The organism is Kitasatospora sp. NBC_01302, from assembly GCF_035976515.1.
Classification (GTDB): Bacteria; Actinomycetota; Actinomycetes; order Streptomycetales; family Streptomycetaceae; genus Kitasatospora.
The window spans coordinates 7,944,833-7,971,581 of record NZ_CP108404.1; the positions used below are offsets into that span (position 1 = coordinate 7,944,833).

The 26,749-nt window shown below is 75.4% G+C and carries 18 protein-coding genes; 11 read left to right on the forward strand and 7 right to left on the reverse strand.

Annotation, left to right across the window (positions count from 1 at the left end; genetic code table 11):
• Positions 1–15: 15 nt before the first annotated feature.
• The 9 genes from OG294_RS34655 to ddaH all read left to right on the forward strand — a co-directional run bounded on the left by OG294_RS34655 (position 16) and on the right by ddaH (position 12,096).
• Positions 16–234: an MbtH family protein gene (locus OG294_RS34655; protein WP_327070518.1), complete on the forward strand. Its 219-nt coding sequence runs from the start codon at positions 16–18 to the stop codon at positions 232–234.
• On the forward strand, positions 231–2,129 hold the full coding sequence (locus tag OG294_RS34660) for a non-ribosomal peptide synthetase (RefSeq protein ID WP_327070519.1): 1,899 nt from the start codon (positions 231–233) through the stop codon (positions 2,127–2,129). The genes OG294_RS34655 and OG294_RS34660 overlap by 4 nt, the downstream gene beginning before the upstream one ends.
• The gene (locus OG294_RS34665) at positions 2,126–3,745 is read left to right on the forward strand and encodes a condensation domain-containing protein (protein WP_327070520.1); all 1,620 of its coding nucleotides are present in this window, start codon (positions 2,126–2,128) and stop codon (positions 3,743–3,745) included. Before OG294_RS34660 ends, OG294_RS34665 begins: the two co-directional genes overlap by 4 nt.
• Positions 3,742–5,793 (forward strand): cytochrome P450, encoded by a 2,052-nt coding sequence (locus tag OG294_RS34670; RefSeq protein ID WP_327070521.1) that lies wholly within the window; start codon positions 3,742–3,744, stop codon positions 5,791–5,793. Before OG294_RS34665 ends, OG294_RS34670 begins: the two co-directional genes overlap by 4 nt.
• 44 nt (positions 5,794–5,837) lie before the next feature.
• The gene (locus tag OG294_RS34675; protein ID WP_327070522.1) at positions 5,838–7,376 is read left to right on the forward strand and encodes a condensation domain-containing protein; all 1,539 of its coding nucleotides are present in this window, start codon (positions 5,838–5,840) and stop codon (positions 7,374–7,376) included.
• Entirely contained in the window at positions 7,373–8,125 is a 753-nt protein-coding gene (locus OG294_RS34680) for a thioesterase II family protein (protein ID WP_327070523.1), read from the forward strand. Before OG294_RS34675 ends, OG294_RS34680 begins: the two co-directional genes overlap by 4 nt.
• Positions 8,118–9,782 (forward strand): amino acid adenylation domain-containing protein, encoded by a 1,665-nt coding sequence (locus OG294_RS34685; protein WP_327070524.1) that lies wholly within the window; start codon positions 8,118–8,120, stop codon positions 9,780–9,782. The genes OG294_RS34680 and OG294_RS34685 overlap by 8 nt, the downstream gene beginning before the upstream one ends.
• On the forward strand, positions 9,776–11,206 hold the full coding sequence (locus OG294_RS34690; protein WP_327070525.1) for an MFS transporter: 1,431 nt from the start codon (positions 9,776–9,778) through the stop codon (positions 11,204–11,206). Before OG294_RS34685 ends, OG294_RS34690 begins: the two co-directional genes overlap by 7 nt.
• A gap of 68 nt (positions 11,207–11,274) precedes the next feature.
• Entirely contained in the window at positions 11,275–12,096 is an 822-nt protein-coding gene (ddaH, locus tag OG294_RS34695; RefSeq protein ID WP_327071778.1) for a dimethylargininase, read from the forward strand.
• Positions 12,097–12,204: 108 nt separating this feature from the next.
• Here ddaH and OG294_RS34700 read toward each other — a convergent pair whose 3' ends face one another.
• A complete protein-coding gene (locus OG294_RS34700; protein ID WP_327070526.1) occupies positions 12,205–13,809 on the reverse strand; it encodes a helix-turn-helix domain-containing protein in 1,605 nt (534 codons plus the stop codon).
• Positions 13,810–14,177: 368 nt separating this feature from the next.
• On the opposite strand from OG294_RS34700, the gene OG294_RS34705 reads away from it, so the two are divergent.
• On the forward strand, positions 14,178–17,240 hold the full coding sequence (locus OG294_RS34705; RefSeq protein WP_327070527.1) for an AfsR/SARP family transcriptional regulator: 3,063 nt from the start codon (positions 14,178–14,180) through the stop codon (positions 17,238–17,240).
• Positions 17,241–17,312: 72 nt separating this feature from the next.
• On the opposite strand, the gene OG294_RS34710 is transcribed toward OG294_RS34705, so the two are convergent.
• A complete protein-coding gene (locus OG294_RS34710) occupies positions 17,313–17,480 on the reverse strand; it encodes a hypothetical protein (protein WP_327070528.1) in 168 nt (55 codons plus the stop codon).
• 156 nt (positions 17,481–17,636) lie between these two features.
• Entirely contained in the window at positions 17,637–18,038 is a 402-nt protein-coding gene (locus OG294_RS34715) for a hypothetical protein (protein WP_327070529.1), read from the reverse strand.
• 174 nt (positions 18,039–18,212) lie between these two features.
• Between OG294_RS34715 and lepB the strand changes: the two genes are divergently transcribed.
• A complete protein-coding gene (lepB, locus tag OG294_RS34720) occupies positions 18,213–19,124 on the forward strand; it encodes a signal peptidase I (RefSeq protein WP_327070530.1) in 912 nt (303 codons plus the stop codon).
• Here the strand turns inward: lepB and OG294_RS34725 are convergent.
• Genes OG294_RS34725 through OG294_RS34740 form a run of 4 tightly spaced genes read right to left on the reverse strand, consistent with a single transcriptional unit; the run spans position 19,121 to position 26,682 of the window.
• Entirely contained in the window at positions 19,121–20,902 is a 1,782-nt protein-coding gene (locus OG294_RS34725) for an amino acid adenylation domain-containing protein (protein WP_327070531.1), read from the reverse strand. The genes lepB and OG294_RS34725 overlap by 4 nt on opposite strands.
• Complete coding sequence (locus tag OG294_RS34730; RefSeq protein WP_327070532.1) at positions 20,880–22,745, reverse strand: ABC transporter ATP-binding protein; 1,866 nt, start codon at positions 22,743–22,745, stop codon at positions 20,880–20,882. Before OG294_RS34730 ends, OG294_RS34725 begins: the two co-directional genes overlap by 23 nt.
• Positions 22,742–24,685 carry an ABC transporter ATP-binding protein gene (locus tag OG294_RS34735; protein ID WP_327070533.1) on the reverse strand — a complete coding sequence of 648 codons (1,944 nt, stop codon included), beginning with the start codon at positions 24,683–24,685 and terminating at the stop codon, positions 22,742–22,744. The genes OG294_RS34730 and OG294_RS34735 overlap by 4 nt, the downstream gene beginning before the upstream one ends.
• Complete coding sequence (locus OG294_RS34740) at positions 24,682–26,682, reverse strand: condensation domain-containing protein (RefSeq protein WP_327070534.1); 2,001 nt, start codon at positions 26,680–26,682, stop codon at positions 24,682–24,684. The genes OG294_RS34735 and OG294_RS34740 overlap by 4 nt, the downstream gene beginning before the upstream one ends.
• Positions 26,683–26,749 lie beyond the last annotated feature (67 nt).

Consider the following 26,749-nt stretch of genomic DNA (forward strand, 5'->3'; position numbering starts at 1 on the left):
AGAGGAGTAGCCGTCATGGACGCTTTCACCGAGTTCAACGTCGTGGTCAACGAGGAGGAGCAGTACTCCCTCTGGCCGATCGAGCTGGAGCTCCCGCTCGGCTGGCGGGCCGAGGGGACCAGCGGCAGCGAGGCCGACTGCCTGGCCCGGGTCGAGCAGGTGTGGTCGGACATCCGTCCCAAGAGCCTGCGGGACTCCGTCGAGCGGCGCCGGGCCGAGGAGTCCGTGCGATGACCATCGGACTGGAGATCGGGCCCGGCGCGGGCCTGGGCACCACGGGGACGGGTCTGGCCACCACGGGGGCGGGTCCGGGCACCACGGGCACGGTCGTGGGGCTCTTCGAGGAGCAGGTGCGGGCGTGCCCGCAGGCGGTGGCGCTGAGTGCGCCGGGTGCGGGTGAGTGGTCGTACGGGGAGCTGAACGCGCGGGCGAACCAGGTGGCCTGGTGGTTGCGTGGTCACGGAGTCGGCGTGGGTGACCGGGTGGGGTTGCACGTGGCGCGGTCGCTGGAGTGCGTGGCGGCGATGCTGGGTGTGCTGAAGGCCGGTGCGGCGTACGTGCCGCTGGAGCCGGGAGTGCCGGGCGAGCGGCTGGCGCACTTCGTGCGGGACGCGGCGCCGGTGGTGCTGGTGAGCGCGGATCCGGCGGCGGCGCCCCGGCTGGGTGTGCGGGTGCTGGACCTGGCGGACCCGGAGCTGGCCGGGCAGGACACCCGGGACCTGGGGCTGGCGCTCTCCGCCGAGGACGTGGTGTACGTGCCGTACACCTCGGGCTCCACCGGCCTGCCGAAGGGCACGCTGGTGCCGCACCGCGCGGTGCCGGGCTTCTTCGCCGGCGAGCGGTACGCCTACTGGGGCCCCGGGGCGACGGCGGTGCTGCACGCGGCGCTCTCCTGGGACGGCCACATCCTGGACCTCTACCCGGCGCTGCTCTCCGGCGGCCGGGTGCTGATCCCCGGCCACGGCAACTCCGACCCCATCGCCACCGCCCACACCGCGGCCGAGCACGGCGCCAGCGTGCTCTTCCTCACCACGGCCGCCTTCAACCTGCTCGCCCTCACCCAGGGCGGCCCGGCCACCGCCCCGCGGCACCTGCTGTTCGGCGGCGAGAGCGCCAGCGTCGAGTACACCCGGCAGATCGCGCGCCGCTACCCGGACACCCACCTGGTGCACTGCTACGGCCCCTCCGAGGCCACCGTCTTCACCACCGTGCAGCCGCTCGGGCCCGCCGACCTGGCCGGGGAGTCGCTGCCGATCGGGCGGGCGGTCGGCGACCGGACCGTCCACCTGCTGGACGAGCGGCTGCGGCCCACCCCGGACGGCGAGACGGGCGAACTGTACGTCGCAGGAGCCGCATTGGGCCACGGCTACCTCAACCGGCCCACCCTGACGGCCGGCAGGTTCCTGCCCGACCCGTTCAGTGCCGAACCCGGCGCGCGGATGTACCGCACCGGCGACCTGGTGCGCCGACTGCCGGACGGCAGGCTGGAGTTCGTCGGACGGCGGGACGGCCAGGTGAAGATCCGGGGCTACCGGATCGAGCTGGGCGAGATCGAGACCGTGCTCGCCGCGCTCCCGGCGGTGGCCACCTGCGCGGTCACCGTGCACGAGCCCACGCCGGGGGACAAGCGGCTGGCCGCCTACCTCACGGCCGCCGAGGGCAGCGCGCCCGACCCCGAGGGCATCCGGGAGCAGCTGCGGGCGAAGCTGCCCGAGTACCTGGTGCCGGGCACCGTCGCCGTACTGCCCGCGCTGCCGATGACCGTCAACGGGAAGATCGACCGCCGGGCACTGCCGGCGCCGGACCCCGGCGCGGACACGCCGGCGGCGCTGGAGCGGCAGCAGCCGGACGAGGACCCGCTGCAGCGGCTCATCGGCCTCGCCTGGTCCCGGCTGCTGGGCGTCGGACAGGTGACGGGAAGCGACAACTTCCTGACCCTGGGCGGGCATTCCCTGCTCGCGGTGCGACTGGTGCACGTGCTGCGCGCGGCCCTGGGGGTGGAGGTCACCCTCGGCAGCCTGCTCGCCGCCGCCGACCTGGCGGAGTTCACGGCCGGCGTGCGGGGCGATCTCGACCGCGCGGGCGCCGAACCCGACCTGCCCAAGCTGCTCGCCAGGCTGGCGTCATGAGCACCACCCCGCTGCAGGCCGGCCCGGACGACGTGATGCGCGAGCTGCTGGCCGCCCTGCTCGACCCGGACGCCGCGCCCGCCAGCCCGCTGCCGCGGGGCACCGGGCAGGACGGCGAAGTCCCGCTCACCGAGGGGCAGCGGCAGCTCTGGTTCCTCCAGCAGCTGTGGCCCGACGCCACCACCTACCACGTGTGCACCGCGCTGCGGCTGCGCGGCGCGCTGCAGGCCCCGGCGCTGGAGCAGGCGCTGGCGGACCTGGTGGCCCGCCACCCGGCGCTGCGCACGACCATCCGCACCGGGCGGCGCGGGCGCCCTCAGGGTGTGCTGCACCCGCCCGGAGGCGCCACGGCCGTCCTGGTGGCGCAGGAGCTGCCCGGCCACACGCCCGAGGAGCGCGAGGCGCAGGTCCAGCAGGCGGCGCGGGCCGAGTTGGCGGTGCCGTTCGACCTCGCGACCGGCCCGCTGATCCGGGCCCGGCTGCTCCGGTTCGCACGGGAGGACCACGCGCTGGTGCTGACCTTCCACCACCTCGTGGTCGACGGCTGGTCGATGCGGATCGTGTTGCGAGACCTGGCCGCGCACTACTCGGCCAGGGTCGGCGTCCGGCCCGCCGGACTCCCGGAACTCCACTACCAGTACGCCGACTTCGCCGCCTGGCAGCAGGACGGGCTGAGCTCGTCGGCGCGCTACGCCGGCGCGCTCGACCACTGGCGGCGCACCCTGGCGCAGGCGCCGCAGGAGTCGACCCCACCGCCGGACCGGGCAGCCGGCCAAGCAGCCGACCAGGCGGTGGACCGCAGCGGCCGGCGCACCGGCCGCTCGCTCCACTTCGACCTGCCGGCCGCCACCGTGCGCGGCGTACGGGCCCTGGCCGCCCGCGAGGCCAGCACCCCGTTCGCCGTCTGCCACGCGGCGTTCACCCTCTGGCTGGCTCGGGCCACCGGGCGCACCGACCTGGTCACCGGCGTACCCAGCTGCGGTCGTCCGTTTCCCGAACTCGACGACGTGGTCGGCTACTTCGTCAACCTGCTGCCGCTGCGCAGTCGGCTGCGGACCGAGGCGACCTTCGCCGAGACGGTGCGCGCGGCCCACGCCGGGGTCGCGGCGGCGCTCGACCACGACCTGCTGCCGTTCGACCGGATCGTCGGCGCGCTCGGTGTGCCCCGGCGCCCCGGCGTGCAGCCGCTGGCCCAGGTGATGTGCCAGCTGGTCGGTGACCGCAGCGTGGGCGGCGACGCCGACGACTGGCACGGACTGGCCGTCACGGAGGTCCGGATCCTGCACGACGACGAGGCCCGCTTCGATCTCGAACTCGACCTGCGCGAGGAGGGGCCCGACCGGATCCAGGGCTGCCTGACCGTCGACGCCCGCCGCTACGGCGAGGCGCGCGCCGAGCGGATCCGTGACGAGTACGCCGCGCTGCTGGGCCTGCTCGGCCGCCACCCCGACACCGTGCTCGGCCCGCTGCTGGACGGCGCGACGCCGCTGCCCGGCCTTGACGACGTCCCTGATGACGTACCTGCCGCAGTACATGACGACGTGTGTGACGCGGAACGTCACGACGTGCGTGACGACGTGCGTGACGACGCATCGGAGAGGAAGGCAACGCGATGACCACCGTGCTGAGCCCGACGGACCGGCCCCAGGTGGTCGACGACTGGTTCCTGCTGCCGGCCCCGGCCCCGGCGGCCCGCACCCGGCTCTTCTGCCTGCCGCACGCGGGCGGCGACGCCACCGCCTTCGCCCCGCTGGCCCGCGAGCTGGCCCCGGGGATCGAGGTCTGGGGGCTGCGGCTGCCGGGCCGGGGCGCCCGGCTGCGCGACCCGCTGCCCGCCGACTTCGATGAGCTGGTCCGCCAGGTGGTGGGCGCACTGCTGCCGCACACCCACCCGGGCATCGCCTTCGGGCTCTACGGGCAGAGCTTCGGCGCCCTGCTCGGCTACGAGGTGGCCAGGGCGCTGCCGCCGGGGCACCGGCCCCGGTTCTTCGTCCCGGCCTCCGCCCACGCCCCGCAGCGCTGGGCCGCCGAGCTGCCCGAGCAGATCGACGCCGCCGCCCTGTTGTCCGCCACCGACGCCGACCGGGTGATCGAGCAGAACGCCGAACTCAAGGCGCTCACCCTGGCCGTCACCGGCGCCGATCTGGCGCTGTGCCGCGGCTACCGGTACCGCCCCGGCCAACTGCCGCCCGAGGTGCGGCTGCACGCGGTGGTCGGGGCCGGCGATCCGCTGGTGGCGGGACCGGACCTGGCGGCCTGGGGCGCGGTGAGCGAGCGCCCGGTGGCGACCACGGTGGTGGCCGGCGGCCACCTGCTCGCGGTGCCCACCGAACCCGGGCCGGTCGCACTGCTGCGCTCGGTCGCCGATGCGGCGAACGCCGAGCCGGCGCACCCGGTGCGGCCCGCCTCCGTCCCCACCCGCCCGGAGCAGGCACCGGACCCGGACCCGGACCCGGACCCGGACCCGGACCCGGATCTGGACCCGGATCTGGACCTGGACCTGACCGACACCACCTTCTGGGCGGGCCCCGACGTGGCGGCCCGGATCGACGCGCTGCGCGCGGCGGGCCCGGTGCGGCGGATGACGGTCGCGGGGGACGGGCCCACCTGGGCGGTCCTCTCCTACCAGCACGCGGCCCAAGTGCTCGGTGACGCCGAGAACTTCAGCTCGCTCGGTGGCTCGCTGCTGGGCACCTCCCCGGACGGCACGCCGCCGGCCGGCTCCGGCACGATGATGGCGTTCACCGATCCGCCGGTGCACCGCACCATCCGCAACCCGCTGACACCGTTCTTCAACGCACGCAACACCGCCGGCTACGCGCCGCGGCTGGCCGAGATCGCCGGGCAGGCGGTCCGCGCGGGGCTGGCCCGGGGCGAGGTCAACTTCGTCGACACGATCGCCCCGGTGCCGCTGGCGGTGATGTGCGACCTGCTGGACATCCCGGAGGCCGACCGCGCCAAGGTGGTCGCGCTCTCCGACCGCGCCTTCCTCGGCGACACGCCCCAGGAGCGCCGCTCCGGCCACCAGGACCTGATCCGCTACCTGTTCATGCACACCATCGCCCACCGGGCCCGCCCGGCCGACGACCTGGTCAGCGTGCTGGCCACGCACCGGGTGGACGGCGGCCTGCTGCCGATCGAGGACGTGGTGCTGAATCTGGACAACATCCTGGTCGGTGGCGTCCAGACGGTGCGGCACACCGCCGCGATGGGCATGCTGGCGCTGCTGCGCAACCCCCGCCAGCTCCGGGCACTGTGGGAGGGGGAGGTCGAACCGGCCGACGCGGTGGACGAGTTGCTGCGCTGGACCTCCTCGGGGCTGCACGTGCTGCGCACCGCGGCCCGGGACGTGCGCCTCGGTGCGGCCGAGATCAAGGCGGGGGAGAAGGTGGTGGTGTGGACCTGGGCGGCCAACCACGACCCGGCCCAGTTCGACCGGCCCGAGGACCTGCTGCTGGACCGGGCGGCCAACCGGCACCTGGGCCTGGGCTGGGGCCCGCACTTCTGCCTCGGCGCGGCCCTGGCGAAGGCCGAACTCGCCGCGATCTTCACGGCCCTGCGGGACCAGGTGCGCGAGGTGGAGCTGATCGGCCGCCCCCGGCACAACAAGTCGATCATCAATTTCGGCCTGGATGAGCTGCCGGTGCGGCTGGTTGCCCGATGACCGGCGTCACCCGGGTGGGCCCGGGAACAACGGAAGGAGAAGCCATGAGGACGGGCATGAACACGGACGCGGGTGCGGGCATGGACGCGGGCATGGACACCGGAACGGGCACGGATACGGACGCCGGCGCGGCGGCGGAGCTGCTGGCGGCCGTCTGGTCGGAGGTGCTGGACGGCGTGCCGGTCGGGCCGTCGGACAACTTCTTCGACCTGGGCGGCGACTCGCTGCTGATCATCGAGGCGGTGGCGCTGGCCCGCGAGGAGGGGCTGGAGTTCACCCCGCTGGAGCTGATCGAGTACCAGACGGTCACCGAACTGGCGGCGCGCATCGCGGACCGGGGCCGGACCGCCGTCGCCGCCACGGCGGCCGCCCCGCCGGCCTCTCCCGCCGAGTTTCCGCTCACCGCCGCCCAGGTGCGGTTCTGCCTGGCCCAGCCGCACCCGCAGTACGTCACCCAGTCGGTCCTGTGGCGCGCCGACGGCCTGGACCCCGCGCTGCTCGACACCGCGCTGACCGCCGTGCTGGACCACCACGACTCCTTCCGGCTGCGCCTGCACCGCACCCCGGAGGGCAGCCGGCTGCGCCTGGCCGGCAGCGTGGGCCTCGCCCTGGAGCGGCACGACCTGTCCGCCGAGCCGGAGGACCGGCGGGCTGCGGCGCTCCTGGCGACGACCACCCGGCTGCAGCGCTCCCTCGACCCGGTGACCGGGCCGCTGGTGCGGGCCGCGTTCTTCGACCTGGGGGCCGCCGGGCAGCGGCTCTTCGTCACGGCGCACCACCTGGCGGTGGACAGCGCCTCCTGGCGGATCCTGCGCGGCGACCTCGCCAGGAGCGTGCGCCGCCTGGAGCGGGGCGAGCCGCTCGACCTGCCGGCCGCCACCAGCCCGTACGGCGCCTGGGCCCGGCAGCTCACCGCGCTCCCGGAGACGGAACTGACGCATCGTCAACTCGCGCACGCATCAGCCTCCCGGGCCACCACCGCCACCGTGCGCACCGACGCACGGACGACCGAGACCCTGCTGCGCCGTGCCCGCTCCGAGCTGGGGGTGGGCCTGGACGCGGTGGTGGTGGCGGCCGCGGCGCAGGCGGTCGCCCAGGCCCACGGCATCGAGCAGGTGGCCGTCGACATCGAGCGGCACGGCCGGGACGCCGGCCCCGCAGCGCGGCTCGACCTCAGCCGGACCACCGGCTGGTTCACCCGCCTGCAGACCATCCGGCTCACCCCGGACGGCGCCGCGCCGCACACCCTGGTCAAGTCCGCCGACCAGGAACTGCACGGTAGGGCAGCCGAGTTCGATCCGTCGGCGGAGGCCGCCGTGCTGGTCAACTACCTGGGCCGGTTCACCGAGCGGGCCGAGGAGCTGTTCGGCGAGGCCGGCGAGGCGATCGGGGCCGACCGTCACCCGGACAACCTGCTCTCCCACCCGGTCGAGGTGAACGCCGCCGTCGACGGCGCCCACCTGGTGACCGTCCTCAGCTGCGCCGGGACGGCCCCGGCAGCCGCCGGTGCCCAGGCGCTGGCCACCGGCTACGCCGCGCTGCTGACGGGGCTGGCCGCCGCACTGGACGGGGCGGCCCGGTGATCCGCCTCCAGCCCCTGCCGCCCGCCGGCGGCCCGGCGGTGCTGCTGATCCCGGGCATCGGCGCCACGGCCCGCAGCGCCCGGCCGCTGACCCAGGCGCTCTGCGGGTTCCCGGTCTCGGTGGCGCTGCGCCGCCCGGGCGCCGCCGGGGAGAGCGGGCAGGCGCCCGCGATCCCGGACCGGGCCCGGGCACTGGCCCGGCAGCTGGCCGAAGGGCCGTGTCCCGAGGGACTGGTGGTGGTCGGGCACAGTCTGGGCGCCTACATCGCACTCGAACTCGTCCGCGAGCTGGCGCCGTTGCGGCCCGGGGTGGTCCGCGCGCTGGTGGTGGCCGGGCAGTTGCCGCCGCACCGCCAGCCGTGCCACGCCGACGACGGCTTCGCCGACGAGACGCTGCTGCGCAAGGTGACCGGCGGTGCGCTGCCCGAAGGGCTGGCCGCCGAACCCGAGTTGCTGCGCCGCCTGGTCGACCAGTGGCGCGGCGACTACCAGGCCATCGACGCCTACACGGCCGCCGGGACCGCCCGCCCGCAGGCCCCGCTCGCCGTCCCGCTGCACGTATGGCACGCGAGCGGGGACCCGGCCGCGCCGGGCGGCACCGCGCTGCGCGCCTGGCGCGAGTACACCAGCGCCCCGACCGCCTTCGCGGTGTTCGAGGGCGGCCACGACTTCCTGTTCACCTGCGCCGAGTCCGCCGCCGCCCGGCTGCGGTGGCTGGCCGCTCCCCGAGCCGAGGTGCTCCATGCCTGACCCGTCCGCACCCGCCGCCACCCTCTACGAGTGGTTCGCCCGCACCGTCGCCCGCCAGCCGCACGCGCCGGCCCTGGAGGTGGGCGGGAGCGCCTACAGCTACCAGGAGTTGAGCCGGATCACCGACCAGCTGGCCGGGCGGATCCTGGCACGGCACGGCGGCCCGCCGCAGCGGGTCGCGCTGCTCGCCTCGCGCAGCCTGGTCGCCTACGCCGGCTACCTGGCCGCGCAGCGCCTGGGGGCCGCCGTCACCCCGCTCAACCCCGAGCACCCCGCCGTGCGCAACCGGGCGGTCTGCGCCCTGGCCGGGACGCAGCTGCTGATCGCCGACCGGGCGGGCGCCGAGCGCTGGCAGTCGGCGGACGCGGAGCCGGGACCACCGCTCCTGGCGCTCGGCGACGAGGAGTTGACCGGCGAGCCGGTGGCCGCACTGCCGCCGTACCGGACGACCGGGGACGACCTGGCCTATGTGCTCTTCACCTCCGGGTCGACCGGCCGGCCCAAGGGCGTGCCGATCCGGCACCGCAACATCGCCCCCTACATCGCCCACAACATCGCCCGCTTCGAACTCGCCCCCGGGGACAGGGCCTCCCAGACCTTCGACCTCACCTTCGACCCCTCGCTCTTCGACCTCTTCGTCACCTGGGGCGCGGGCGCCACCCTGGTCGTCCCGCAGCGCAGCGACCTGCTCACCCCGGTGACCTATCTGGTCGAGCGCGGCATCACCCACTGGTTCTCGGTCCCCTCACTGGTCTCGGTCAGTGCGGCGCTCGGCAATCTGCCGACCGGGCTGGTGCACGCGCTGCGCTACAGCATCTTCGCCGGCGAGCAGCTGACGTACCGTCAGGCCGAGGCCTGGCACGCGGTGGCACCCGGCAGCGTGATCGCCAACATCTACGGGCCGACCGAACTGACCGTCACCGTCACCGAGTACCGCCTCCCCGCCGAGCGGGAGCGCTGGCCGCAGACCTCCAACGACTCGGTGCCCATCGGGCCGGTGCACGCGCACCTGGACCACCTGGTGCTGGACGAGCAGGGGCGCGAGGCGGCCGAGGGCGAGCTGTGCGTGCGCGGCAGCCAGCGCTTCGACGGCTACCTCGACCCGGCCGACAACCGCGGCCGGTTCCTGAGCGGGCCCGGCCCCGCCGCGGCAACCGCCACCCCAACCGCAACTGCCACCACCACCGCAACCGCCGCGGCACCTGCCGACGGCCCCGCCGATGACGCCGACGAGCCCGCCGCCGACCGCTACTACCGCACCGGCGACCGGGTGCGCTGGGAGCACGGCACCCTGGTCCACCTCGGGCGGCTCGACAACCAGGTGAAGGTCCGTGGCTACCGGGTCGAACTGGGCGAGATCGAGACCGCGTTGCGCCGTCACCCCGGCGTGGCCGAGGCCGTGGTGCTGGCGGTGCCCGCGGCGGGCGGCCCCGAGCTGGTGGCCTGCCACACCGGCGAGCCGCTGCCCCGCGCCGGGGTCAAGGCCTGGCTGCGGCAGCGGATCCCGGCCCACATGGTGCCGCGCCGCTTCGTCCACCTGGCCGCGCTGCCGCTGAACGCCAACGGCAAGATCGACCGCCCCGCACTGCTGCGCACGCTGAGCCCGGAGCCGGTCGCCGAGCGGCGCGAGGCCGCCGGGATCGGCGCGCGGTGCTGACCGCCCGGTCGGGCCGGGGGCGGGGCGCCGCTGAAATCGCCCCGGCCGCCGCTGTTGCCCCCGCCCCCGCACCTGCTCCTGTTGCCGCCCCCGCCCCCGCACCCGCCCCTGCTCCCGCTGCCGCCCCCGCCCCGGTTCCCGTCCCCGCGCGGCGTGGCGGCCTGGCGGCCAACCGCAGCTTCCGGTTGCTCTGGATCGGCGAGTCCGCCGGCAAGTTCGGCACCGCGATCACCAGCGTGGCCCTCCCGCTGCTGGCCACCGTCACGCTGCACGCCACCGCCTTCCAGGTCGGGCTGATCACCGCCGTCCAGTGGGTGCCCTGGTTGCTGGTCGGCCTGCCCGCCGGGGTCTGGGTCGACCGGTACAGCCCCAGGCGGCTGATGATCTGCTGCAACACCGCCTCCGCCGCCGCCCTGCTGAGCATCCCGCTCGCCTCGGTCGCCCATGTGCTGACGATCAGTCAGATCTTTGCGACAGCCGTGGTGCTGGGCCTGGCCAACGTCTTCTTCAGCACCGCCTACCTGGTCTATCTGCCGCTCATCGTGCCGCCCGAGGACCTGGTGGCCGCGAACAGCAGGCTGCAGGGCAGTGAGTCCTCGGCGCAGATCGCCGGGCCGGGCCTGGGCGGCGCCCTGGCCCAACTGCTCGGCGCCGCCGTCGGGCCGCTGGTCAACGCCGGCTCGTTCGTGGCCTCCACCGTCTGCCTGCTGCTCGCCCCGGAGCCCGCAGCGGGCACCCGCAGCGGTCCGGCCGCCTCGGTCTGGCGGGAGATCGGCGAGGGGCTGGGCTTCGTGCGGCGGGACCGCGTGCTGCGGCTGCTGACGGTCGTCGCCGCGCTGGCCAACCTGGCCATGACCGCCTACGAGGCGATCCTGGTGGTCTTCCTGGTCCGCACCGTCCACCTGGCGCCCGCCGCCGTGGGGCTGCTGATGGCCGCCACCGGTGTCGGCGGGATCGCCGGCGCCTTCGCCGCCGCCCCGCTGGCCCGGCGGCTGGGCGAGCCGCGCGCCATCGTCTACAGCCTGACCGCCACCGCCCCGTTCGGCCTGCTGCTGCCGCTCACCGGATCCGGCCCGGCCACCGCGTACTTCCTGCCCGGCGCCATCGTGCCGATGGCGGGGCTGGTCGTCTACAACGTGGTGGTCAGCAGCTTCCGTCAGCGGCACACACCGCGCCGCCTGCTCGGCCGGATCTCGGCGACCATGCGCTTCCTGGTCTTCGGGGCGATCCCGCTGGGTGCCCTGGCCGGCGGCACACTCGGCTCGCTGCTCGGTCCGCGCGGCGCCCTGTGGTGCGTCATGACCGCCGCCCTGCTGCCCGCCCTGCTGCTCGGCTGCTCGCCGCTGCGCCGCCGGAGCGCGCTCGACTCCGTTGTCACCCCTGCTGATTGCGCCGTCCCGGAAGGAACCCCATGTCCCGGCTAGTCTCCCTGCTCACGCCCGCCACGGCCCCCGTGCCCGCCCCCGTGCCCGCCGCCGACGGTGCGCCGCCGGTGCGCCGAGCCCGTCCCCGCCGGCTGCTGATGTGCCGCCCGACCACCTTCGAGGTCAGCTACGCGATCAACCCGTGGATGGACCCGAGCGTGCCGGTGGACGCCGCACGGGCCACCGCCCAGTGGGAGCAGCTGTACCGGCTCTACCTCGCCCTCGGGCACAGCGTCGAGCTGATCGAGGCGCGCCCGGGGCTGCCCGACATGGTGTACGCGGCCAACGGGGCCACGGTGGTGGACGGCAAGGTGCTCGGCGCCCGGTTCCGCAACGCCGAGCGGGCCGCCGAGGGCGAGGCCTACCTGGACTGGTTCCGGGAGCGCGGCTTCACCGAGATCCACCGGCCGCGCCACATCAACGAGGGCGAGGGCGACCTGCTGGCCTGCGGCGACTCCATCCTGGCCGGTTACGGCTTCCGCACCGCGCCCGAGGCGCACCGCGAGGCCGAGGAGGTGTTCGGCCGCCCGGTGATCGGCCTGGAGCTGGTGGACCCCCGCTTCTACCACCTCGACACGGCGCTCGCGGTGCTGGACGGAAAGGAGATCATGTACCACCCCGAGGCGTTCGCGCCGCACAGCCGCGCCCTGCTCCGGCGCCTGTTCCCCGATGCCGTGCTGGTCGAGCGGGCGGACGCCGAGGCGTTCGGGCTCAACGCGATGAGCGACGGGTACAACGTGGTGCTGCCGCAGGCGGCCCGCGGGGTCGCCCGGCAGCTGGCGGAGCGCGGCTTCCACCCGATCGGCGTGGACCTGAGCGAACTGCTCAAGGGCGGCGGCAGCGTCAAGTGCTGCACGCTGGAGCTGCGGCCCGCCGATGCCGCTCGGTGACCGGCTGCCGCGGGAGGCTGCAGCCGCCTCAGTCGCCTCAGTCGCCTCAGCCGCCTCAGCCGCCTCACCTGCCTTACCCGCCTCACCCCCGTCACGGCCTCATCAGCGTTACCCGGGCACCCCGGCCAGCGCCGGCGACGGCTCGACGACGGCCGTCGCCACCGCCGTCGCCACGGCCGCCCGCGCCGACGGCGTGCAGGACGCCGACGGTGTGCCGGGCGCCGTCGGCTGCGCCGCGCCCAACTGCCGGACCAGGTTGAGCACACTGAACCGGGCCGGCCCGCCCGGCACGGCCGGCAGCTGCCGCAGCAGGCCGTGCAGCAGCAGTGCGTGCACGTCCCTGGCCACCGCCGTCGGCGTGCTGCCGAGCGCCCGGGCGGCGGCCTCCACCGTCCACGGGCAGGACAGCGGTGCCACCGCGCGCAGCAGCGCCGCCAGCCGCGGGCTCAGTCCGCGCAGCGTGTCGGCCAGCAGCCCGCTCAGCCCGGGGCCCCCGCCGGGCACCGCCGGGGCGGCGCCGTCGATGAGTGCCAGCGGTGTGCTGCGGACGATCTCCAGCAACTGCTCGGGGGAGTACAGCAGCAGCCAGGAGCCGGCCGCCTCCAGGGCCTGCGGCAGTCCGTCCAGCGCGTGGCAGATCCGGGCCACGGTGGCGACCACCGACTCGGTCGGCAGCAGGTCCGGGCGCAGGTGGCCGACGTACGAGAGCATCAGCTCCACGGCCGGCCCACCCGGCCCGGCGGGGGAGGCCGCTCCGGGCCGGCCGGGGTGCGCCGGATCCGGCGGCCCGGCCGGCAGCGGCAGCGGGGCCAGCGGCAGCACCCGGCCGTCCAGCGCCCGCTCCGGGCGGCGGGTGGTGATCAGCACCTTCAGCCGCTCGCAGGAGTTCAGCAGGCCCAGCAGCCCGGGCCCCCACGCGTCGACACCCCACGCGTCGACACCCCACGCGTCGACACCCCACGCGTCGACACCCCCGACGTCGCCACCGCGGACCTCGGTGCCCCGGCCGCCCGGCGCCGCGTCACAGCCGTCCAGCACCAGCAGGGTCGGCCGGTCCCGGATCACGTCCGCCAGTTCGTCCAGGCTGCCGCCGTGCCCGCCCTGTCCGAGGAGCGTTCTGACCCGGCCGACGAGCGCCGACTGCGGCCGCCGCGGCGTGGCCGGCTCCTCGGCGGTGCGGTCCATCGGCACCCACAGCACCGGTGCCTGGGCCTGGGCGTGGAAGCACAGCGCCGCCTCCTGCGCCAGCCGTGACTTGCCGACACCGGGCAGGCCCACCACGGTGAGCAGCCGCTCGTGCTCGGCGCCGAGCAGTCCGGTCAGCGCCCGCAGCTCCGCCCCGCGCCCGGCCAGCGGACGCAGCGGGGCGGGCGGCGGGGCCGGCTCGACGCCGTAGAGCCCGCCCAGGGTGCTGCCGGCCGAGGCGCTCGCGGCCGCGAGCTGGAGGGCGGCCCGGCGGGGCCCGCTGAGCCGCATGGTGTCGGCGAGCAGCCGGATGGTGTCCTTGCGCGGATGCTGGACCCGGCCCTGTTCGAGGTCCCGGATGGCCCGGACGCTGACCGTCGAGAGGCCGGCCAGCTGCTCCTGGGTGAGGCCGGCGCCGCGGCGTGCGCTGCGCAGCAGAGCACCGAGAGCGGCCGGAGCGGCCGTAGCCGGAGCTTGAGCCGAGGCCGGGGCCGGAGCCTGGGCCTGGGCGGGAGCCTGAGCGTGCATCAGATGACCTCCGTGGTTGGTGAGATCCTGGGGCCGGTCCGGGCCCGGTCCGGGCGGGGCGTCCGATGGCAGCAGCTTCGGTGAGGCGCTTCCCGATCTTTTCCCGGTGCGGTACCGCCGTCCGCTGCGGCTTCCCACTGGCATCCCTTGGCACCCGTTGGCATCCCGTGGCCTCCCCGGGCATTCCCTGGCATCCGCGGGCGCCGCTCGGCCCTTCCCGGCACCCTCGGCATCCCCAGCCAGTACCGCGTGATCAGTGCGCGGCTTATCATCCAGCGGGGGCCAGTTCAGTTCGATGATCGGATGTTGGGCCGCGGCGATATTCGACTGCGGCGATCTTTGCGGGGTGAGAAGGGGTAGGGGGAACTATGCCTGCGGGCGCTCGGAGCGGGCTGCGCTTCAACATCCTGGGCCCGCTGGAGGGCTGGGAGGACGGACGCAGGCTCCGGCTCGGCGGGACGATCCGGGAGCGGGTGCTGGTCACCCTGCTGCTGGAGCCCGGCAAGGTGCTGCCGGTCTCCCGGCTGGTGGCCGCGGTCTGGTCCGAGGACCCGCCCGCCACCGCCTCCCACCAGGTCCGCAAGGCCGTCGCCGAGCTGCGCCGGAGCATGCTGGACGGGGGCGAGATCCTGGTCACCGAGGGCCCCGGCTACCGGGCCCAGATCGCCGACGGGCAGCTGGACCTGACCGAGTTCGCCGCCCTGGTCCGCACCGCCCGGCAGGCCGCGGCGGCGGGTCGGCCCACCGAGGCGGTCGAGGCGCTGCGCGGCGCGCTCGCGCTCTGGCGCGGACCCGTCCTCTCGGGCGCCGGCGGCCCGGTGATCCAGGCCGCGGCCACCGCGCTGGAGGAGCGCCGACTGGCCGCCGCCGAGCAGCTCTTCGAGCTGCGGCTGGGCCTGGGCGAGAGCGCCGAGCTGGTGGTCGACCTGCGCCAGCTCGTCCACCAGCACCCGCTGCGCGAGACCCTGCGCGGCCAACTGATGCTCGCGCTCTACCGCTCGGGGCGGCAGGCCGAGGCGCTGGAGGAGTACAGCCGGGTGCGCGAACTGCTGGTCGAGGAGCTCGGCATCGACCCCGGGCCCGGCCTGGCCCGGATCCACCAGGGCATCCTGCGCGACAGCCCCGAACCGCAGGCCCTCACTCCGCCGCCGCCCCCGGCGCCGGCCGAAGCACCGTCAGCAGCGGCCCACCCGGCCCCGGCGGCCCCGCTGCTCCCGCCCGGCCCCGACTCGCCCAGCACCCTGCCCTATGACCTCGCCGACTTCACCGGCCGCGAGCGCGAACTCGCCGAACTGGTCGCCTGCGCCCGGCAGGAGGGCGGGCCGCGCACCCCGATCGTGGCCATCGACGGCATGGGCGGCAGCGGCAAGACCTCGCTGGCCGTGCGGGCCGCGCACCGGCTGGCCGCCGCCTATCCGGACGGTCAGCTCCACATCGACCTGCGCGGCCACGCCCCCGGCGAGCCGCCGGTCGGCGCCGGCACCGCGCTGCACACCCTGCTGCGGGCGCTCGGTCTGCCCGGCGACCGGATCCCGGACGACGTGGCCGGGCGCACCGCGCTGTGGCGGGCCACCCTGGTCGGCCGGCGGCTGCTCCTGCTGCTCGACAACGCCGTCGACGCCGCCGCGGTGCGCCCGCTGCTGCCCACCTCGCCCGGCTGCCTGGTGCTGGTCACCAGCCGGGCCCGCCTGGTGGACCTGGACGGCGCGCGGTGGATCTCCATCGACGTGCTGGCGCCCGAGGAGAGCGCGAGCCTGGTCACCGAGATCCTCGGCGCGGCCCGGATCGCCGCCGAGCCGCAGGCCGCCGCCGAACTGGCCCGGCTCTGCGGCCACCTCCCGCTGGCCCTGCGGATCGCCACCGCCCGGCTGCGCAACCGCCCGCGCTGGACCCTGCGCTACCTGGCCGACCGGCTGCGCGACGAGACCCGGCGACTGGACGAACTCAGCTCCGGCGAACGCAGCGTGGCCGCCACGCTGCGGCTGTCCTACCAGACCCTGGACGAGCAGAGTCGCGCGGCGTTCCGGCTGCTCGCCCTGCACCCCGGCGGCGAGATCGACGTCTACTCGGCCGCCGCGCTGCTGGGCACCGGGACCCGGGCGGCCGAGTCGGTGCTGGAGCTGCTGCTCGACGTCCACCTGCTGCAGCAGCCGGAGGTCGACCTCTACACCTTCCACGACCTGGTGCGCAGCTTCGCCCAGAGCCTGCGCGGCGCCCCGACCGGGGCGGCGGACGCGGACGCGGTGGAGCGGCTGCTCGACTACTACCTGACGGCCACCGAGGCGGCCTGCGAGCAACTGTTCCCCGGTCGGCGCAGCAGCCTGGCCGGGATGCCCCGGGCCGGCGCCGAACTGCCGGACCTGGCCGACACCGCCCGGGCCCAGGCCTGGTTCACCCGGGAGCACACCGCGCTGCGCTCGGCCGTCGCGCTGGCCGAGCGGCACGGCCACGACCGGCACACCGTCTGCCTGGCCCGCAACGTGATGTTCCAACTGCACGCCCGCGGCCACCTGGACGAGTTCCAGGCGCTGGGCCGGATCGCGGTCACCGCCGCGCGCCGGCTCGGCGATCTGGCGCTGCTCGGGGTGAGCCTGGCCAACCTCGGCGTCGCCTGCTGGAAGCTGGGGCACTTCGCCGAGGGCGTCGAGGTCGCCCAGGAGGCCCGCGACGTGGCCGCCAGACTCGGCGACCGGCAGACCGAGGCGCACAGCGAGAGCACCCTCGGCCTCTACAAGAGCCTGCTCGGCCGGTTCCCCGAGGCGCTCGCCCACCTGACCCAGGCGATCGCCCACGAACGGGAGTTGGGATCGGTGCGGGCCGAGGCCGAGAGCCTGACGCTGCTCAGCGCGCTGTACGAGCAGTGGGGGCGCTACGAGGAGTCCGCCGAGGCGGCCCGCCGCGCGGTCGAACTGGGCCGGCGGCTGGACCGCCACGAGAACGAGCTGGTGGCGCTGACCGATCTGGCCGCCGCGCTGCTGGGCCTGCGGGCCGACGAGGAGGCCGAGCAGCACCTGCGCCAGGCCCGGGACCTGTGCGACGAGACCAAGGAGCCCGGCCAGGTCGCGCTGGCGCTGGCCCTGTCGGCCGACGTCGCGCACCGGCTCGGGCGGCCGGAACGGGCCGCGGACCACCTCGCGCAGGCGTTGGCGCTGGTGGAGTCGAGCTCCTCGCCGCTGCGCCGGGCCAAGGTGGCGAACACGGCGGGGCGGCTGCTGCACCGCCGTGGCGAGCACGCCGCGGCGCTGGACCTGCACACCCGGGCGTACCGCCTCGCCGCGGCCATCGACTACCGCACCGAGGAGGCCTACGCGCTGGCCGGCCTGGCCCGGGCGGCCGAGGCACTGGGCCGGTCGGGCGCGGCCGGCCACCAGGCGCAGGCCGAGCGGCTGTTCGCGGCGCTGGGGGTGCCGGCGGAGCGCCGGCGCGAGTGACGCGCCGCGGGGGCGGCGGGTCGGGGCGGGGTGAGGCGGGGTGGCGGGTGGTGCGGGTGGGGCCGGGGGCGCTCAGGGCATGAGCGGGGCGTTCGGGGTGATGCTCGTCGGGCCCTTGTCCTCGGCCACCACCCGTTGCCCGCCCGCCTGGTGCGGGTGGAGCGTTCCGGCGGCGGTGCCGAGGCCGAGGGCCAGCGAGGCGACGACGATCCCGAACAGTGCGGCCAGCTTGCGTCCCATGTCACGTCCCTTGATGAGGTGCTGCGCTCCTGACACCACCCATGGTGGCCACGGCACTTCCCGAACCGTTCCCACCGGGTTACCGCCCGGACACCGGGGACCCTAGGCCGTGTCTCACAATTCGCGTCGCGCGCCTGGCGGGAATTGTGAGACACGCTAGGGCGTGTGCGGCCCGGCGGACCCGCCGAGCCGGCAGGCCACGATCCGTGGGCCGTCCGCGGTGAGCGCGACCTCGGTACAGGCGGACCCCTCCTGATGGCCCGCCAGATCGAGCAGCGCCCGCACCACCGAGCGCACCGCGGCGAGCTGCTCCTCGCCGCGCTGCGCCGCGGGGCTGATCGCGACCACCCGGTGCATCCCGCCCCCGGTCGTCGTCTCCACCCGCACCACCGATCCCACTGATCCCACTGGTCCCACAGATCTCACCAGTCCCGCCGGCTCCTCGCGCACCGCACCGCCACCGTCCCGCACCCGCCGGGCCCACTCCTCCACGGCGGCCAGCTCGTCGAGCGCGGCGTGCAGTCGGGCCGCGCCGGGCTGGTCGGGGGGATCTGTCACTGCAGCCTCCTACGGCAGGGAACCGGTCAGCCTGACCGTCCCACCGCCCGATCCCGATCGCCTCCCCGTCCGTTCCCGCACGATCGTGTGCCGGGGGAACTCTCGGTCGGTGCGGCGGGTTGAGGTGATGGCGCACGGTCAGATTCGTTCACTGGTACGAGCGGAGGAGTACAGGTGGGGGAGACGACGGGCAGCGGGGGAGCCTCGGCGCAGGAGGACCGGACGCCGCCGCCGGAAGCGGACTTGGAGCCTGAACCGGGGACGGAGCCTGAGTCGGAGCCGGAGCCGGAGCCGGAGCCGGTGGTCGAAGCGGCGCCGGCGGCGAAGCGTCGCACGTCGCGCCCGTTCTGGCAGGAGTTGCCGCTCCTGGTGGGCATCGCCCTGGTGCTGGCGCTGGTGATCAAGACCTTCTTCGTGCAGGCGTTCTCCATCCCCTCGGAGTCGATGCAGAACACCCTGCAGCCGGGGGACCGGATCCTGGTGGACAAGCTGACGCCCTGGTTCGGCGCCGAGCCGCAGCGCGGCGAGGTGGTGGTCTTCCACGATCCGGGCGGCTGGTTGCGCAACGAGAAGGCCAAGAAGCAGAACGTCGTGCAGCAGGCGCTCAGCTTCGTCGGGCTGATGCCCTCGGGGGACGAGAAGGACCTGGTCAAGCGGGTCATCGCGGTCGGCGGGGACACCGTCGAGTGCCACGCGGGCGGGCCGGTGCTGGTCAACGGCAAGCCACTGGACGACAACTACATCTATGCCGGGAACACGCCCTGCGACGACATGCCGTTTGGTCCCATCAAGGTGCCCAAGGGTCGGCTCTGGGTGATGGGCGACCACCGTCAGGACTCCGGCGACTCGCGCTACAACCAGAACGTCGACGGGGGCACCGTCGGGGTGAACCAGGTGGTGGGCCGGGCGTTCGTGGTGGCCTGGCCGGTCGGCCGCTGGGCCACCCTCCCCGTCCCGGCCACCTATCACCAGACGTTCACCACCGCCGCGGCCGACGCCGCGCCGCCCGTGCTCGCCGCCGTGGGCGTACTGCCGATCGCCCTGGTCCGCCGGCGTCGGCGCCAGGGCGCGGAGCAGGGAGACTAGTCAGACGGAATTCCTGCTCGGAGTGCCGCACGGTCGACCTTGCCGTTGGGGGTGAAGGGCAGCGCGTCGAGCAGGGAGATCCACTTGGGGACCATCGCCGCGGGCAGCCGCAGCTCCAGCTCGGCACGGAGTGCCTGCGCCAGCCCGGTTGCCCCCGGCGGGGCCTCGGCGATCAGGTGCAGGGCGTTGCCCGCGGCGGTGTCGATCACCAGGGCCACCGCCGCCGCGACGCCGGGGACGGCGGTCGCCACCGACTCCACCTCACCCAGCTCGACCCGGATGCCGTTGATCTTCACCTGGGTGTCCTTGCGGTGCGAGAACTCCAGCGAGCCCGCGACCAGACGCACGATGTCCCCGGTGGCGTACATCCGGGCGCCTGGCTCGGGGCTCCACGGATCGGGCAGGAACCGCTCGCTGGTGAGCCGGGGCTTGCCGCGGTAGCCGGCGCTGACGCAGGGGCCGGCGACGAAGGCCTCGCCCAGGGCGCCGGGCGCCACCGGTTCGAGGTCGCCGTCCAGGACGTACACCCGGGCGTGCGGCAGCGCCCGGCCGATGCTGGCCCCCGGTGCCCCGGCAGGTGCCCCGGCAGGCGCCTCGGCGTCGATCGGCCCGGCGGTCGCCCAGACGGTCGACTCGGTGGGCCCGTAGACGTTGAACGCGGTCGCGGGCAGTGCCGCCAGCCGCGCTGCCAGGGTGGTCGGCAGCACGTCGCCCCCGCACAGCAGGGTCTGCTCCGCGTCGAACCGGGCGCCGGCGTCCAGCAGCAGCCGCCAGCCGACCGGCGTCGCCTGGACCAGGGAGGGCCGGACCCCGTTGACGAGGGCGGCGAGCGCGCGCGGCCGGGGCAGCCACAGGTCGGGTGCGATCACGCAGCGCCCGCCGCGGGTCAGCGGCAGGAACAGCTCCAGTCCCGCGACGTCGAAGGAGAGCCGGCTGCTGAACAGCACGCGCTCGGCGGCGCCCGCGGGCAGCAACGTGCCGATCCCGTCCAGGAAGTGGAGGAAGTTGCGGTGCGTGACCTCGACGGCCTTGGGACGGCCGGTCGAGCCGGAGGTGTAGAGCACATAGGCGAGGTCGTCGGGTTGGCTCGCGCTCTCCTGGCCGGCGGTGTCCGTGCCGGTCAGGTCGGTCCGGTCGGCCGGCTCGGTCCGGTCGGTCAGGTCGGCCGGGCCGATGACCGGCACCGCGAGTTCGCAGAGCGCCTCGTTGTACGCCGGATCGGCCACCACGCAGGTCACCTGGGCGTCCTCGGCCATGAACGCCAGCCGCGCCGCGGGGTAGCGCCCGTCGAGCGGGACGTAGGCGGCCCCGGTGCCCAGCACGCCGAGGACGACGGCGATCAGGTCGACGCCGCGGTCCAGGCAGACCCCGACGGCGGTGCCGCGGCCGATGCCCAGCCGGGTCAGGCCCGCGCCCACCCCGGCCGCGCGCGCCGCCAGGCCCCGGTAGCTCAGCTGCGCGGCGCCGTGGGTGACCGCGGACCGCTCCGGGTGGCGCCGGGCGGTGGCGGCGAACCGGCGGTCGATCGTCGACCGGGGCCCGGCGGCAGTCGCGTCGCGGGCCCCCGCATCGGGTGCCGGGACGTCGGCCGCCGCCACATCGAGCGCCGCCACGTCGAGCGCCGCCGCGCGGTCGCCCGGTGGGCCGCAGGGGTGCCAGCCCGGCGGCAGCGCCCGGCCGGTGCGCCAGATCGAGCGCTGGCCGCGGTCGTTGGCGACCGGCAGCCACCTGGCCGCGGGCCGGTGCGGTGTCGGGTCAGCCGGCACCCGGTTCGGCATCGTCGGGACCTCCTTCGGGTCGCGCACGGTAGGCCGCCTGCTGGAGGCCGTACATCCGGGCGTACTCGCCGCCCGCGGTGATCAGCTGCTCGTGGCTGCCCTGCTCCACCACGGCGCCCTCGGCCAGCACGAGGATGGTGTCGGCGGCCCGCACCGTGGAGAACCGGTGCGAGATGATCAGCGTCACCGTGCCGCTGCGCCCGGCCAGTTCGCGGGCCAGCCGGATCTGCTGCCGGAAGACCTCGTACTCGCTGCGCGGGTCCAGCGCGGCGGTCGGCTCGTCCAGCACCACCAGCAGCGGGTCCTGCCGCATGCAGGTGCGGGCGAGGGCGAGCTTCTGCCACTGGCCGCCGGAGAGTTCCACGCCGTCGAAGAGGGTGCCGAGCCGGGTGTCGAGGCCCTGCTCCAGCCGCTCGACCACGGCCTGCGCGCCGCCCTGCCGGACGGCCCGGGACACCTCGCCGAGGTCGTCGATCCGCGGCAGGTCGCCGGTGCCCACGGCCTCCCGGGCCGGCGTCTGGAACCGGACGAAGTCCTGGAAGCCGCAGGCGATCCGGGACCGCCAGGCCTGGTGGTCATGCCGGTCCAGCGGCTGCCCGTCGAGCCTGATGACGCCGGACTGCGGCCGGTACATCGCGGTGAGCAGCTTGACGACGGAGGTCTTCCCCGAGCCGTGCGCCCCGACCAGGGCGACCACCGACCCGGGCGGGAAGGCGGCGCTGACCTCGTGCAGCACGGTGCGCTCGGTGCCCGGGTAGCGGAAGCTCACCGCGTCGAGGGTGATGCCGCTCGCCAGGCGCGCGGGGACGGCGAGCGTGGGTTCGGCGGCCGTGGGTCGCGCAGGCGCAGGGGCAGGAGCAGGCACAGGCGCGGGCCCGGTGGCCGCGGCCCGGTCCCGCAGCCAGCGCTCCGCCCGGGCCGCGTGCAGGCCGTCGGCCGTCCGGGTGAAGCCGGCGACGGTCGCCTGCACCAGGCCCTGCTGCTGGCTGGTCACCGCGAGCAACAGCACCAGGTCGCCGACGCCGGCCTGGCCACGGCTCATCCGCCAGGCCAGGTAGCCCAGCGCGGCGGCGGTGCCGAGGACGAAGACCAGGTGCCCGACCAGCAGCAGCACGGCGGCCTGGGCGCGGGCCCGCACCCGGATCCGGCTGGACTGCTCCCAGCGCTCCTGGTAGACGTCGAGCAGCAGCTCCCCGGCGCCGGTGACCCGGACCTCGGTCGCCGTGGCGGGATCGAGCAGCGTGGCGAGCAACTGGTCGGCGGTGCGCTGCGGTTCGGCGGCCCGGTCGGCGGCCCGGCGCAGCCTGGCCTGGCCGAGGCGGTTGAACCACAGGGTGGGCAGCGCCAGCGGCAGGGTGGCGAGCAGCAGCGGCGACACGGTGGCCAGCGCGGCCAGGGTGGCACCGATCCCGAGCACCGAGCCGGCCGTCTCCACCGCCGCGGCCAGCGCGTCCACCACCACGACGCCCTTGATGACGCCGATCCGGTCCAGGCTCTGCGCGTCCTCCAGGTGCCCGATGCCGGGGATGTCCGAGGTGAGGCGCAGCACCTCCTCGTCGATCCGCAGCCCCGCCAGCGCGCGCACGTCGTTGAGCAGCAGGTTGCGCACGTCCTGGACCTGGTTGGCCAGGGCCCAGACGACCGCGGTCAGGGCGGCGGCCAGCAGCGCGGAGCGGCGGTGCCCGGCGAGCACGTCCTCGGTGACCTCGCGCAGCAGCAGGCCCACCACCGGCTGGCCGGCCGCGCCGATCAGCACCGTGAGCAGGATCAGGCAGCAGCGGGCCCGGCTGACCTGCCAGCAGAGCCGGGCGAGGCGGGCGGGAACACCCGGTCGCGCGCTCACCGGGGGACCCCCGGCGTCGGCGCGTCGGCTCCCGGCGGCGGCGTGTCGTCTGCGGGCAGCTGCGGGTCGGCTCCCGGCGGCGGCGTGTCGTCTCCGGGCAGTGCGGCGTCGGTGAACTGCTGGCCCTGCAGGGCGAACAGCTGCGCGTAGTCGCCTCCCTCGGCCACCAGCTCGTCGTGGGTGCCCAGTTCGGTGATCCGGCCATCGCTCAGCACGGCGATCCGGTCGGCCAGCCGCACGGTGGACAGCCGGTGCGAGATGAGGATGACCGTCGCGCCGCGGGCCGCGGTGATCAGGCGCTCGAAGACCTCGAACTCGGCCTGTGCGTCCAGGTGCGCGGTCGGCTCGTCCAGCATCAGGACGCCGCGGCCCGCGCGCAGCGCGAAGATCGCGCGTGCCAGGGCTATCCGCTGCCACTGGCCGCCGGACAGGTCGGTGCCCCCGGTGCGGGAGCGGGACAGCGGGGTGCGCCAGCCGTCCGGCAGCGCGGCCACGATGTCGTCCAGGTCGAGCTCGCCCGCCACGGCGGCGAAGAAGGCGTCGTCGCCGCGCCGCTCCGGCGCGCCGATCTCGACGTTCTCCCGGACCGACAGGTCCAGCCGCAGGAACGCCTGGCTCACCAGGGCGAGCGAGCGGCGCCACTGGTCGACCGGCCAGTGGGTGATGTCCGTCCCGTCGGCGGTGATCCGCCCGGCATCCGGTTCCAGCGAGCGGGCGAGCAGCCTGGTCAGCGTGGTCTTGCCGGCGCCGTTCAGTCCGACGACCGCCAGCACCTCCCCGGAGCGCACCTCCAGGCTGAGGCCTTGGAGCACGGGCCGGGCGGCGTTCGGGTAGCCGAAGCCCAGCTGCTCGAAGCGGAGCAGCGGCGAGGGTGGCAGCGGTGGCCGGGGCCCGGGGTCGTGGTCGGGGCCGCGGTCGGGGCGTGCCGCCCGGGGGCCGGGGGCGAGCTCGCGGCGGAGTTCGGCGGCGGTCTGCACGATCGGCCGGCCGTGCTCGACGGAGAAGCCGCCGGTGCCGATCTGGCCCAGCGCGAGCGCCGCGATCAGCGCGGTCACGTTCTGCGCGATGACCCCCGCCTGCTGCCCGCTGCTGGAGACGATGCCCGCGAGCCCGAGGAACAGCGCGGCGGCCGCGGCCAGCAGCGGCTGCCAGGTGGAGCCCAGCGCCCGCCACCGCGCCTGCAGGATCGGTCCTTCCTGCGCCATGGCCGCCGCGTGGAAGTGCGCCACCAGCCAGCCGGTCAGGCCGTAGACGCGGATCTCCTTCGCGTTCTGCACGCTGCGGCCGAACTGCGCCCAGTACTGCGTGCGCTTGCTCAGCCCGGCCGTGCGCACCCACATCCAGTTGATCCCCACGTAGATCCGGGTGGTGGTCCACCGGCACAAAACCAGCGCCACCAGGCAGCCCAGCGCGAACCAGGGCGCCGAGAGCGCGACCAGCGCCAGGCAGACCGCCCCGCCCAGGGTCTGGCAGAACTGCGCGACATGGCCCACGGCCGCCCAGCCGGCGGTGAAGATCTGCAGCTCGGTGCTGGCCATGGTCAGCCGCCCGGCCGTGTCGGCGTCGTCCAGGTGGGCGGTGCCGCTCGGGGCCAGCGCCAACTCGCCGATGCAGCGCCGGAACCGGCCGTCGATGAGGCGGGCCGCGTGCATCCGCAGCGGCTCCAGCAGCAGGATCACCGCCTGCTGGGCGAGCAGCAGCACGCAGAACAGCACCAGCGCCGCCACCGCCGCACTCCACCGGGTGCCGCTGTGCTGAAGCCGCAGGACCAGCTCCCGGGAGACCACGCTGGAGGCCGCCGGCAGTGCGCTGATCCCCGCGGACACCGCGACCAGCGTGACCAGCACGGGTGTGGGCAGCAGGCGCAGCAGCGGCAGGGCGGCGTATCTGGTGCGCAGGCGGCTGCGCAGGCGGTCGGCGAGGCTCTCGATGGCGGTCACTCCGGGTGCGGGGTGCAGAGGGCGGCGAGCGAGCGCAGCGGCCACGGGCCGAGCAGATCGTCCGGGGTGGGGCCGGCGCACCCCAGCTGCTCCAGCCGCTCGATCACCGCCGCCGCCAGGACGGCCCGGCCGCCCTGCTCGGCGTAGCAGGCGTCCAGGTCGACCGGGCCGGGGCCGAGCGCGGCGGCGAGCGCGGTGACGAACCGCTGCTCGGGCGAACCGGGCTCGCCCGAAGGGGCGTTGACGAGGGGCCGGGCGTTGTCGGTTGCCGGGCGGTGGGCGGTGGCGATGGGCGCGGGGGACTGCGGGAGCCGCTCGCACCAGACGAACTCGTGGGGGCAGACGACGTCCCGCCGCCTCCGCAGGGCGGTCAGCAGCGCCGCCCGGAGGTCCGGCCGCAGCTCCGGGCGGCGCGCGCCCGGACCGGTCACCTGGGCGACCAGGACCGGCGCGTGCCCCGGCCGTTCCCGGACCACCAGCGCGGCGGCCGTGACCCCGTCGACCGCGCAGAGCAGTCGTGCCAGCGCGGCGGCGTCGACCCAGCAGTGGTCGACCAGGACCCAGCCGTCGCCGTACCGGGTGACGGGCAGCGCGAAGCGCTCGACGGCCTCGGTGACGGTTGCCGCCGCCAGCCGCGGGTCCTCGGCCCAGGCGATCAGGAACCGCTCCATCCCGTGCAGCAGCCGACCGGTCTCCGCCCGCCCGGCGACCGAGGTGTGGACGACGAGATCCAGTACCGCCGCGTCGTCCTGGGGGTAGCTGCGGAAGAAGAGGTCGTTGTAGTCGTCCTGCCACTCGCAGGTCCGCCGGCTGAGCGAACTCTCCTCCTCGGAAGCTGGGTTGGCGATGCCGTCGACCGTCGCGGGCCGCTGGTCCCAGCCGTCGGCGCAGTCGAAGGAGGTGGCCAGGCGGAACGAGAGCCCACGGGCGGCCTCCACCCGCGCCCTGGTGTCCCGGCAGTCCAGGTAGGAGTACCGGGCGTGGCGGCTGCCCGCCAGCAGCCGTTGCTGGGTGCGCGCCGCCAACTCGCCGACGGTGGCCCGGCCCGGCGCCTCGACGTGCACCAGCGCCTCCTGGAAGAAGCAGCCGACGGACTGCCTGACCTCGGGGAACCGGTTGGAGAAGTTCATCTTGAACGCCACCCGGCTGTTGCCCGAGAGCGCGGACAGGGCCAGGCAGAAGGCCGTGGCGAGCAGGTCGCAGGCGCTGCTGCGCTCGCGTCGGCCCAGCCGGTGCAGGGCGGTGAGCAACGGGCGCGAGCGCAGCACGGCCTGGTGGTAGTGCTCTGCGCCGGCGGCCGGGGCGGACCAGGGGAACGGTGCGGCCGGCAGCTCGCGCAGCACCTCCTCCCAGTACCGCAACGCCCGTGCGCCCAGAACGGTTTGGCTGCCCAGCGCCTGGCGCCTGGCCTGCTCGGCCGGCTGCAGCCCGCGCGGCGCCTCGGCCGGGCAGGGCGCCGGGCGAACCGCGGCCTCGGCGCAGGTCGCGGGGGCGTCCAGCAGCCGTGTCAGGTCTTCGGTGAGGATCGGGGCGCTGGCCTTGTCCACCGCTATGTGGTTCAACAGCAGCACGACGGTCGCGACTTGGTCGCCGTGCAGGGTGAGGCCGACCCGCAGCGGGAGGTCCACCGCCTGGTCCAGGCGCGGCCCGGCCAGCTCGTCGATGACCGCGCGGATGTCGGCGGGGTCGTCGCCCTGGCGCCGGAGGGGCACGGGCACCTCGAACTCGGTGCGCACCGACTGGAACGGGATCCCGTGTGCGTCCGTCGGGCAGAGCGTGCGCAGCGCCTCGTGCCGCAGCATCAGGGACCGGACCGCCGCGAGCGCCGTGGCCTGCGAGACCCCGGGGTGCGGGGCCGGGACGCACAGCGCGGTCTTCACGCTGTCGACCTCGGGCAGCGGCATCCGGTAGATGTACCAGTACATCTCCTGGGACCACATCAGCGGTGCCGGTGGGGCCGGCGGTGCGCCGGGCGGCGGCTCGGCTTCGGCACTCATGCGACTCTCCATCTGCGCTGAGCTGCGGCGGATCGGCCGGACCGACTGAACCACTTGAGCGGTTTAG